A 10599-nucleotide genomic window follows, 5' to 3' on the forward strand; every position below is an offset into this window, starting at 1 on the left:
TCACCACCCCAAAGATCGCATAGTTGACCGGTAAGCAATCGCCTCAAGGAGTCTGGATGCCCTGGCCACTTGCGACGGATCGCCTACTTCCGTTAAGACATCAAGGAGAAGTCGAGCTTTGGATGTGTCAATGACCCAGGTGTTGGAGTTTTCACAGATATTCAATGCGTTGAGAGCGAAATTTCTAGACTCATCCACGAATTGAGCGTCCCTGCACAAGACTGCTTGTTCGATACGTCCAGTGACTCCTTCGACCCTCCTTCTCTGAATCGCAACCTCGTAGGCAGAAATCAAGCCGAGTGCCATAGCTCGTCGTTCCAGTCCCATATTTTCCGGAAGCGTCCTATGAATATAGGGCGACCTACCGTAATTAGCCAGGTGGAACCACTCACCCAGTAGGCCAATGGTGAGAGCTGTTGAATATCCAAGCTCGTCCTCAAAAGCGAGTCGGTTTGCTCGCTGAATCTCCTCGTTCACACTATTCAGTGGAAGCGCCAAGGGAGGAAAGTTTACTTGAATAGACTGGTTACTGGAATCCACTATATTCCAAGCCGTAAGACTAGGCCACACTCTCCTACCTGCTTGAACATCTCCATATACAAGAATTACTGGCAGGTCGCTAAGAGCTCTTTGGAGGAGCGCAACATCGAGATCAGTCTGTCTCAATGGCCTCTTCATCGTGCCATCCATAGAACCAACATCGGCTGCCCACTGAGAGTTCACCCATGCCCGACGAATGGCTACCCTGAAAGCATGAGGGCCGTCGTCGTTCCCTTCTCTGTTAAGTTCATCGTGAAAGAATGGAGCAATTAGGAGTGCTGGACGTGACCCGTCATTAGTTGCCTCGCAAACCCATTCCCGAAGTTCCTGAGCAGTGCAAGAGAAGGGTGAGTTTTCGATATCTCGATCGATCTTGTCCTGGGCCGTTTTAACCTGAATACTGATCTGCGCTTGCCGCCAGTCCCGATCCACCTCATACCGATTACTGCGGCTCGCTTCTTCTGCCCGAATGGCCGCGGCACGCTCTTCGCGTTCGGCATTTCTGACCTCAGCAGCTGCCGCCTCATTCTCCCGCAAGAGATGTGCAAACTGTTGTTGATCGAAGTAGGTGCCATCCCGCTTCATTTTGTAGACCTCGAGCAGGCGCCCACTCAGATCCGTGATACCTCGAAACATGCCAGCCGACAGCAACGCACTACTTCCTCTCGCCCCGTGATGTGTGATTCTAGAAGTGCGCTGTTCCAGGTGTCTTGGTTTTCGTGTAGATCTTCAGCTAGATGGCCAAAACCGCTACTACGCTGCCCACCGGTTCGCAGATGCCTCGATCTTTCTCGACTGTCCGCGACTGAGTCGGTGGACCGTTTCGCTTTCGGCGGCTGCTTCCGGGCAGGTCGGCGGCCTGAGTGTCGCGTCGGGTCGGCGCCGAGCTCCACTGCTCCGGGTGGGAGTGGTGCTGCTCGAAGGGGTAGGGAGGCTGCTGGTCAGCCGAAGTTCGGCAGAAGTGCGAGCCGTGCGAGGGCGTCTGCGATCTCCCCGGTCCAGGGCCAGCGGCGGGCGAGGCGGAGGATGCGACGTCGGCCCGTGGTGACGAGCTGGGCGGCCGCGGAGAACAGGCGGAATCAGAGACGACGGGGTTCCCATAGACGTGTCTTGCCGGTCAGGGCGAGCATGGGCATCAAGGCCAGCAGGTAGAGAGGCTCTGGACGATCTCTAGCCAGACCTTTTCAGAGAGATATACACACCAGGGCTGAAGGTCCAACGGTATGGCTGATGGGGCCGGGCCAACTCGTTCCGGCCCCATCAGCCATCTGCACTCTTGAACTGAACTCCACCACATCAGCGACGCGGTGGAGTTCATGTGTCGAAGCGGAACTCCACCACGTCGCCGTCTGCATCACGTATTCCTTGGCCTCCACGCAGGCTGCCCCACCGGCGAGCTGTCAATCGCTGGCTCGACAACCCTCAAGGGCCGACTCGACGGTTGGACGCTGTGGCCAACGCGTGGCCAACAGCGGCCAGGAACAGCCAGAAACACGCAGATGGGGACCGATCCAGGCGGCAATCGACAACGTCCGCCAGGACTACAAAACACCTGGTCAGACGCCACCTAAGACTCCTCCGGGCCAGGGGTGGCGGCCCCGGTCGTCCTCGTTCCCCCTCGGTTCTCTGTGTTCGGCCGGTCCGGGATCCCGCCCGGCGCCGTTCCCGGAGGATGCCCCTCCTACCCGGTGACGGCCGTCCGAGGAGCCCGTCGCAGCAGACCGTCACCGCCGCCGACTCACCGCCCGCGGCCGCCTCCAGCCGTTCGAAGGCGGCGTCCTCGGCCTTCCCGTTGCCCCGGTCGCGGCTGGTCCCGCCGCAGACCGTCGCGTCAGCGGGAGGGTTCGATCCCCCAGGCGGCGGCTCGGGCGGCGGCGGCCGCACGGTTGGGGAGGTCGAGCTTGGCGAGGATGTGCTCGATGTGGGTTCCTACGGTGCGCGGCGCGATGTACAGCCGCTCGGCGATCTCCCGGTTGGTGCGGCCGGCGGTCAGTTCGGCCAGCACCTGGAGCTCCCGTGGCGAGAGTCCGCCAGGCCGCCGCGCGGTTGGGTGCCGCACGTCCGCGGCGGGGTCGGCCGCGGCGAGGGTCTCGGGCGGCGGGCCTGCGTGGGGGGCGACGGCCGCGGCGAGGGCCTCGGTGAGCAGGGTGACCACGGCGCGCGCCGGATCGGGCGTGCGCCGCGGCCGGCGGGTGCTGACGTTCAGCATGCCGACGTACCGGCCGTCGGCGGCGAAAAGGCACTGGGCCACGCCGTCCTCGATGCCGAGGGGACACAGCACCTCCTGGAAGCCCGGGGATGCCGCCAGGAGCTGCCCGGGGACGTCCCTGAGCCAGAGACCGCCTCGGGCCGGGCTGCGGAGCACGGGGAACACCGGGTCGTGGTGGAGGCGGGTCTCGATGTAGGCCGTGGCGTCGTCCGGGTAGCTCCCGGCCAGGGTGGTGTGGCGCCGGCGCAGCGGATCCCACCGGGCCAGGGAGGCGTGGTCGTACTCCATCACCTCCGACAGCGCCGCCAGGACCGTGTCGACGCCGCTCGCGCCGCTCGTGGCGCTCCTGGCGGCCTCACGGACGTGGACGGCCGCGTCCAGGATGTCCGCCCTGCTCCGCTCCGCTGCCATCCCCCAAGGATGATCATGTGCCCGGAATACGTCAATCGCGAAGCGTGTCGTGCACGACCTGCCCGTCCACGACGGTGAGGACGACGGGCATCTCCGGGATGTCGTGGGGGTCGGCGGTGAGCAGGTCCCCGTCGAGCACGCAGAGGTCGGCGGCCTTGCCCGGTTCCAGGGAGCCCTTCCAGTCGTCGGCGAAGTCCTGCCAGGCCGCGTCGATCGTGTACGTACGGATCGCCTCGGCCAGGCCGATGCGCTGCTCGGGGCCGCTGACCCGGCCGGCGGCCTTCGACTCGCGCAGCATCATGGTGGCGACGCCCTGGCGCCAGTCCGGGGACGTGACGGGGGCGTCGGACCCGCTCGCGACCCGCACGCCTGCGTCGATGGCATCGCGGTAGGGCCATGCGTACGCGGCCCGCTCGGCGCCGACGAACTCCTCCTCCATGTCGGCGACGGTCCACTTGATGGTGGGGTTCATGTTGACGCCGAAGCCGTGCGCGGCCAGCACCTTCATGCTGTGCGCGGTGAGGAAGTCGCCGTGGATGACGTAGTGGCGGGCGTCGGGCCGCGGGTGCTCGGCCATGGCCGCGGCGAAGGCGTCCGCGACGGTGTCGCAGGCCCGGTCGCCGGTGACGTGGACGCCCAGCTGGTGCCCGGCGGCGTGGGCATGCCGGATCATGGCATCGATCTCGGCGGTCCGCTCGGCGTCGGTCTCGCCGCCGACGCAGAGGGAGCCGCAGCCGCCGCCCACGTACGGCTCGTGCATCCAGGACGTCTTGTTGGGGACGATGCCGTCGGCGAAGATCTTGACCCCGAGGATCGCGAGGCGGCGCGGATCGGCGTCGCCGGGCTTGCCGAGCGCGGTGAGGGTGCGGGCGAACTCCTCGGCGGTGCCGGCCATACCGGTGGGCAGGAGCAGGACGCCGAGGCGGGCGGTCAGTTCGCCGTCGGCCAGCAGCCGGCGGTAGACGTCGAGGGTTTCCGCACCGAGCGCGCCCCGCATGATGCCGTCGCCGCCGGGGCCGAGTCCGGGCTCGGTGTAGCTGGTGATGCCGAGCCGGGCGAGTGTGGCGAGGTTCGACCTGATCGCGTCGGTCCGCTCCTGCCGGCTGAGCGGCGGCAGCGCGTTCTGGATCAGGGCCTGGGCCCCCTCGTGGAGCAGCCCGGTCGGCTCCCCGTCTTCGTCCACGACGATGGCCCCGCCGGGCGGCGCGACAGTGTCCCGGTCTACCCCGATGAGCTCCAGTGCCTTGGAGTTGACCCAGGTGGCGTGCCCGGAGAAGGAGTAAAGGACGACGGGGTGGTCCGGGCTCACGGCGTCGAGGTCGCGCCGCGAGGGCAGCCGAGACGGATCAAAGACGCACTCGTCGAGGTAACCGGTGTCCCAGCCGTGCCCCGTGATCCACTGCCCGCCCGGAACCCGCCCGACGGCCTCCCGTACCGCCTCGGCCACGTCCGTGAGGGAGGACACGGCGGGATGGCCGAGGTCGAGGGAGAGCGGCGGCGTCGCCATGCCGAAGGCGCATCCGTGCAGATGGGAATCGTTGATACCGGGAAGCAGCGTCGCCCCTCGCAGGTCGACGACGCGGGTGCCGGGTCCGACGAGCGGCGCGACGTCGTCCCGCCCACCGACGGCACTGATGATCCCACCGGTCACCGCCAGGGCCGAGGCGACGGAGAACTCCGCATCGACCGTGACCACCCGCCCGCCGAGAAACACCAGATCCGCATACGTGTCCACAGAAGGTCCTTTCGAAAATCGGGCGCACCACGGCCACCCGCGAACGATCTCCCGAGGACTATGGCCACGCCCCCACCCCCCGCACATCGGTCATCCCACCGATACGCGCTCTCGCAGCGGCAGGCTGACGCCTCGTGCTCGGGACCGTGTCGGGCTTCGGGAGGGCATGGGGCGAATCGCGGTTCGCCGTGGGTGACCCGGGCGGGCACACCGGGCCCGCAAGCAGCGTGGCCTGACGCAGCAGGGACCAACGATGCGCAACATGCCTGGGCCACCCCGACCCTCCCGTGGTCATCCGAACCGACTTGGCCGACAAGCATGCCGAGACATGGGACTTCTGGTTGAACCGGCTTTCGCCGGCCTTCATCGAGATCGTCCTGTCGGAGCCCCTGCAAAGCCCAGAAGGGCTCTGCGACTTCCTGGGCGAGCCCGACGAGGAGAATCTCGCGCTGCTGGAGGAGCACTGCACACAACTGGCATTCCCGGAGTACCCGGTCTCCCAGGAGCCCCCGGGCATCCGCTGGTTCGCCGGCCCGGATGCGCTGCTTCGGGACGACGGGCGCATGGTCCTCTCCGTACGGGCGCGAACGGAACAGGCGCTCGACCGCGTAGGACCAGCCCGAAACGCCCCGTCGCCCGGGAAGCCGCGCCCATGACCACCCCTGGTCATGGGCACGTTGCCCGGGTCGTGCACGGTCCGCGGCTTGCGCCACGGCGCCATTGCCGCCGATATCGCGGTGTCCAGGCCGGACTTACGGACCGTCTCGACCAGCAGTACCGCCCCGGCCTGCGAGAGCACTCCGCCGCCACCGCCCTCGACGCGGACACGCGGATACAACCCGATACGCTTGCTCACCTGGAGAGTGCTTCTTTCCGTGCAGCCAACAGGACCCTAGACAATTCCCATCGTTGCAGGTCAGAAGCACTCTCTACTTATTTGATCAAGGCATGGACGAGCAGGCTCATGAAAGCGCGAGCTGAATGAGGCCCGGACCTGTCCGTTGAGATCCACCCGCAGTGGGCTGTTCATCAACGTCATCGAGTGGTGTGGTCAGGTTCCCAGGTCGGCGTCTCGTGCCAGCAGTGCGGCCTGCACTCGGTTCTCGCAGTCCAGCTTGGTCAGGATCCGGCTCACGTACGATTTGACCGTGGCCTCGCTCATATGGATCCGCTGACCGGCGTCCGCGTTCGACAGGCCCTCACCCAGCAGCGCCAGGACCTCCAGCTCACGGTTGGTCAGCGCGTCCAGCCGGCGGCGGGCCCGCTCGGCACGGTGGGCGCTCTGGCTGGACGCCAACGAGTCCACGACACGGCGGGTGGCACCCGGCGACAGGTACGCGTCTCCGGCCGCGGCAGCCCGGACCGCGCGCATGAGTTCCGCGGGCGCCGAGTCCTTGAGCAGAAAGCCCACGCTGCCCCCGGTCAGGGCGCGCAGTACGTTCTGCTGTTCCCCGAAGGTTGTCAGGATCAGCACCCGCGTGTCAGGCACGGTCCGGTGCAGCTCGGCCAGGGCCGTCAGTCCGTCCATGACCGGCATCTGGATGTCGAGCAGCACGACGTCCACGCGGCAGGTCTGGGCCAGTTCGACCGCCTCACGGCCGTTCCCCGCCTCGGCGACGACTTCGATGTCGTCGGCGGAGGAGAGAATCATCCTGACGCCTGCCCGGATGAGCGGCTCGTCGTCCGTGACGAGAACCCTGATCATGACTCTCCTGCGCGGTCCTTGAGTGTCTACCTGCGGTCACTCGCCATCATCCCTGATCGAGCGCCCGCTACTTCTCAGTTCCTCACCTCGAAGGACTTCTTCTCGGTCAACTTGCCGTCCTTGAAGCAGAACCGGAAGACCGGCTCCGTATTCGGATCGTTGCTGGACTCCGTGGAAGGCAGGCTGAGGCACTTCGCGCCCTTGGGCACGGGCGGCGCACCCACTTCCAGGCCGTCGTTCACGAAGGAGTTCTCCTTGGGTAACTGCTTGCGGATCTCTGCCTCGGACTGGCCCACCTTCACCGCGTCGTACTGCTTCGGCTCGATCCTGGCCTCTTCCACCTTGTTCAGGAGGACGTATCCCCCGACGCCGACGGCGGCGATCACCAGCAGCAGAGAAATCAGTACCGCCATCCCGCAGCCGATGGCTATGCCGCTTCCGTTCTTCCTGCTCATTGCCTTGGCCAGCTCCTTCAGACCGTTCCCGTTCATGACGGGACCACCCTCGTCCAAGGAGTCCCCCGGGGGCTGCTGCCAAAAGGTGTTCGTTGGATCAACGAACGTCGTTGTCACGTTGCCGGGCTCGGGGCTCGGGACACCGCCTTCCGGCGATGTGTACGGCAGCACGCCCGCCAGCCGGAAGCCGCCGTCCGCCGTCGGGCCCGCGTGCGCCAGGCCCCCGATGAGCCGGGTCCGCTCACCGAGCCCGGTCAGCCCCTGGCCGCCGCTCACCACGCCCCGGCCGTGGTCCGTCGTCCCGGTCGCGGGTCCGTTGGCGACCTCCACGACCAGCGAGTCCGGCTCATACCGCAGCTCGACGGTGATCGGGGCACCCGGGGCGTGCTTGTGGGCGTTGGTCAGGCCCTCCTGAACGATGCGGTACGCCGCGTGATCGGCGGTCGAGGGGAGCGGGCACGGCTCGCCGGAGTGCCGCAGCTCCACGGCCGCGCCCGCGCTCCGGGACGTTCCTACCAGGCCCTCGATGCCCGCCACCCCGCGCGACAGCGCCGTGGTGTCCTCCGCCGCCGCAGCCGCGACGCCTGGGGTGGTGCGGTCCTGGTGGGGGGCCTCCGTGCCGTCCCGCATCACCTGTACCACCTCGCGCAGTTCATGCATCGCGGCCACCGACGCCTCGCGCAGCACCCCCACTGCCTCCCGCTGCCGTCCGGTCAGCTCGCGGTCCACCTCCAGCGCGCCCGCGTGCACCGAGATGAGCACCAGCTGATGGCCGAGGCTGTCGTGCATGTCCTGCGCAATGCGCTGACGCTCCCGCGCCCGGGCCTGTCCGGCAATCATCGCGCGCTCGCGTTGCTGCTGGGCCTCGTACTCCCGGAGCGTGTCGGTCAGCGTATGGTGCTGCGACCGGTAGCGGCCGGCCAGGCCGGGAACGATGATCGCGACCAGCGGCCACAGGACGCCGAAGACCAAGCCGGGCAGTGAGAGGTGAGGCAGCGCCTGCACGACTGCCAGACCGAGGTTGAGCACGTATGCGAGGGCGAAGGTGCCGACGGCCTTGCCGACCCCGTCGATCCGCCGCCCCGCCGACCAGGCGGCGACAAGGACCAACGGAGCGAGACCGCCGAACAGGACAGAGCCGACGGCGGTCACCAGCAGCACGGTCGCGGGCAGCGTCCGGCGCAAAAGTGACAGCGCTGCGATCGCCAGCCCGGCGGCAGCGATCCGTACGGTGCCGCCGTTGTCCAGGGCCGCGAGACCTGCTCCCAGCAACCCGAACGCTACGCTCAGCAGCGATTCGCCCACGATGCGCCAGGGAGACCACATTCCGGGAGCCAAGAGAGCCCTGCCCAAAGCGGCCAGCCGCGGGGTCGCCGAACGCAGCCTCGCCGCCAGTGCCTGGCGAGCCGATGCTTCAAGGGCCGTAGATTCCACACAAGTCACCCGGCTACGTTAGGACCCTCTCAACCCGCTCCGCGCCGGCCATTGGTCGCGACGGCCAACGACGAAAGTCCAACCTGGCGCGGCGGCCCGGCATCCGTCGGCCACCCACAAGACCCCGGCCGCAGCAGAGCACCGACGGGCTCGCCGGACCCCGCCCGGCCGTGGTCGACGAACGCGAACAGCGGGTGATGGCCGAAGGTCTTCCGCCAGGTCGCGGCCGCGTGTTCGACGACCGGCTCGGCTCGTCCGTGTCGCTGACGGACCTCTCCGGCTACGCACGGGCGGACATCGCGGACGGCGAGGACGGCGAGGACGGCGAGGACGGCGAGGACGCCGGCAACGGCACGATCCTGCAGATCGACAACACCAGCACCTCGGGTATCAAGCCCGACACCGGCCTGTTCTACGGGGTGTCGGCGCTCGGTTCACCCACCGGGATCCGGATCGGGCTGACCCTGGCCCCGTAGCACTCGGGCCGCCTGCCTCCTTCACACACGGACCGGAGCCCCTCGGGTCAGGCCCGGCCGCGGGCCTGGCGCGACACCGCCGCGCGCAGCACCCGGCGGCCCTCGGTCGACAGGTCGAGCACCCGGCGCAGGGCGGCACCACTGCCCACCGTGTCCGTGGCCTCCGCGAGGGTTTCCAGGATCTGGATCTGACGGCGCAGTTCACCGGTGACCAGTGGGCCGCCGCCCTCCGGGCCGCCCGTACGGCAGCGCCGCAGCAGGTCCGTATCGTGAGTGGTCGTGTCACCGCCGGGCATGTCGAACCGCCGGTGGATCTCCAGCGCGGCAAGCGAACAGGCATCCGCCCACTCCCGCAGCTCCGGCGCCGCCCGGTCCACGGGTGCCTCGCCCAGCAGCTTCCGGATCTGTGGCGCCGCCCCCTCCGTATCGGCCACGGCATCCAGCGCCGCGCGGACCTCCGCGAGGCGGTCCGGCCACACGGAGCCGTCCGCGCATCCCGCCCGGAGCGGGCGCAGTGGATCCGGATCGGCCCCGTCGGCGGGCTGCGGCAGGCAGCGGTCGAGGCAGGCGACCGCGCTCGCGGCCAGCCCCCGCTCGTCGGCGGCGGCGATCAGTTCCAGCAGGCTCATCGGCGTCTCCCGTCGGCCGTGTCCCCGTGCGTGCGTGCACGGGGACGGGGCACTTCCAGTTACCGCGTTCAGCGCCGGATGACTCAAAAGCGTCACCGGTGAGGCCGAATAGCATCGCTCAGCGGGCGCGTCCCGCTACCCCTGGACGCCCAGCGGATACACGCCGAGGGCCGCCCGCTCCCCCTGCATCCGGGTCAGCTTGCGTACGAAAAGGATCGCGAACACCGCGGCCACGATGTCGAGGGCGTCGGACACCATCACCAGCCCCACCGCGTCGATGATCTCCTGCGTCTCCTCCGCCCTCATGTACTGCCGGGACGTGACCCAGGAGAAGGCCAGCGAGCAGACCCACGCCCCCCACCACCGATTCATCGTGGTGGCCGGGACCGTGCGCCAGCTGCCGTCGGTGTTGGTCTGGGCACTCGCGGTCCAGATGCCACCCGCGATCCGGCGCGGCAGCACCAGGTTGGCAACCGGGACGAACCAGGCGCCGACCGCCCAGCCGGGCGACATCGGCTGCGTGCTCGGGTCGAACACCTCGGCGTTCATCCGCACCCGCCGGAACCAGATGATGAAGACGACGGCGGTGGCCAGGGTCGTCACGGCCTGCAGCACACCGGCGGACCCGTACAGATTGTCCGCCAGGGTCGCCTCCGCGTCGTCGTAGGTCGCGAAGTCGTTCTCCAGACCGTTCGCGAGCAGGCTGCGGGTGTTCAGCCCGGCGGCCACGGCGAGCAGGTCGGCCACGGCGACGACGGCCAGCAGAATGACGACGGCTTTGGCGAGCCCGTCCGGCGAGCGCAGGTACTGCTGCGGAGCGACGAAGGCCGGGACCGGCGGCACCGGGGCCCCCGCCCCGGCCGGTCCGGCACAGAGAAGACAGTGTCCGTCCGCGGTGACCGGCGGTCTGAGAGGGTGTTCGGTACCGTTTCATGCTGCCGCGGGCGGTTTCGGGCGGAGGTATTGCCCGATTTGGCTCGGGCTCGCGGTCAGCCTGCTGACCAT

9 protein-coding genes and 2 pseudogenes are annotated in these 10599 nt (G+C 68.0%); 2 read left to right on the forward strand and 9 right to left on the reverse strand.

The features are described 5' to 3' along the window. From ACIPEK_RS13415 to ACIPEK_RS13430, 4 genes and pseudogenes are all read right to left on the reverse strand, one after another. The gene (locus ACIPEK_RS13415; RefSeq protein ID WP_401994650.1) at positions 1–1125 is read right to left on the reverse strand and encodes a hypothetical protein; all 1125 of its coding nucleotides are present in this window, start codon (positions 1123–1125) and stop codon (positions 1–3) included. A 356-nt stretch (positions 1126–1481) separates the two neighbouring features. Then, positions 1482–1723, reverse strand: a pseudogene (locus tag ACIPEK_RS13420) (transposase); the annotation flags it as partial. 648 nt (positions 1724–2371) lie between these two features. After that, positions 2372–3160 carry a response regulator transcription factor gene (locus ACIPEK_RS13425; protein WP_401994653.1) on the reverse strand — a complete coding sequence of 263 codons (789 nt, stop codon included), beginning with the start codon at positions 3158–3160 and terminating at the stop codon, positions 2372–2374. 31 nt (positions 3161–3191) lie between these two features. After that, positions 3192–4895: an amidohydrolase gene (locus ACIPEK_RS13430; protein ID WP_401994656.1), complete on the reverse strand. Its 1704-nt coding sequence runs from the start codon at positions 4893–4895 to the stop codon at positions 3192–3194. Positions 4896–5200: 305 nt separating this feature from the next. On the opposite strand from ACIPEK_RS13430, the gene ACIPEK_RS13435 reads away from it, so the two are divergent. Beyond that, entirely contained in the window at positions 5201–5551 is a 351-nt protein-coding gene (locus tag ACIPEK_RS13435; RefSeq protein ID WP_401994728.1) for a hypothetical protein, read from the forward strand. A 17-nt stretch (positions 5552–5568) separates the two neighbouring features. Here ACIPEK_RS13435 and ACIPEK_RS13440 read toward each other — a convergent pair. The 3 genes and pseudogenes from ACIPEK_RS13440 to ACIPEK_RS13450 all read right to left on the reverse strand — a co-directional run. After that, positions 5569–5751: pseudogene (locus ACIPEK_RS13440) on the reverse strand (IS1380 family transposase); the annotation flags it as partial. A 195-nt stretch (positions 5752–5946) separates the two neighbouring features. Next, complete coding sequence (locus ACIPEK_RS13445) at positions 5947–6600, reverse strand: response regulator (RefSeq protein WP_401994659.1); 654 nt, start codon at positions 6598–6600, stop codon at positions 5947–5949. Between the two features lie 74 nt (positions 6601–6674). Continuing rightward, positions 6675–8381: a sensor histidine kinase gene (locus ACIPEK_RS13450; protein WP_401994662.1), complete on the reverse strand. Its 1707-nt coding sequence runs from the start codon at positions 8379–8381 to the stop codon at positions 6675–6677. Positions 8382–8659: 278 nt separating this feature from the next. Between ACIPEK_RS13450 and ACIPEK_RS13455 the strand changes: the two genes are divergently transcribed. Further along, positions 8660–8965: a hypothetical protein gene (locus ACIPEK_RS13455; protein ID WP_401994665.1), complete on the forward strand. Its 306-nt coding sequence runs from the start codon at positions 8660–8662 to the stop codon at positions 8963–8965. A 47-nt stretch (positions 8966–9012) separates the two neighbouring features. Here the strand turns inward: ACIPEK_RS13455 and ACIPEK_RS13460 are convergent, their stop codons facing one another. Together ACIPEK_RS13460 and ACIPEK_RS13465 are read right to left on the reverse strand one after the other, a co-directional pair. Next, complete coding sequence (locus ACIPEK_RS13460; protein WP_401994668.1) at positions 9013–9594, reverse strand: hypothetical protein; 582 nt, start codon at positions 9592–9594, stop codon at positions 9013–9015. Between the two features lie 135 nt (positions 9595–9729). Then, positions 9730–10437 (reverse strand): DUF4328 domain-containing protein, encoded by a 708-nt coding sequence (locus ACIPEK_RS13465; protein WP_401994671.1) that lies wholly within the window; start codon positions 10435–10437, stop codon positions 9730–9732. Between the last annotated feature and the right edge of the window lie 162 nt (positions 10438–10599).

Origin of the sequence: Streptomyces sp. NPDC088246, from assembly GCF_044741025.1 — a bacterium.
GTDB lineage: Bacteria > Actinomycetota > Actinomycetes > Streptomycetales > Streptomycetaceae > Streptomyces.

Coding starts and splice junctions, on each gene's coding strand:
- ACIPEK_RS13415 (WP_401994650.1), bottom strand. CDS start 1,125: ATGAAGCGGGATGGCACCTACTTCGATCAACAACAGTTTGCACATCTC.
- ACIPEK_RS13450 (WP_401994662.1), bottom strand. CDS start 8,381: ATGTGGTCTCCCTGGCGCATCGTGGGCGAATCGCTGCTGAGCGTAGCG.
- ACIPEK_RS13460 (WP_401994668.1), bottom strand. CDS start 9,594: ATGAGCCTGCTGGAACTGATCGCCGCCGCCGACGAGCGGGGGCTGGCC.
- ACIPEK_RS13445 (WP_401994659.1), bottom strand. CDS start 6,600: ATGATCAGGGTTCTCGTCACGGACGACGAGCCGCTCATCCGGGCAGGC.
- ACIPEK_RS13425 (WP_401994653.1), bottom strand. CDS start 3,160: ATGGCAGCGGAGCGGAGCAGGGCGGACATCCTGGACGCGGCCGTCCAC.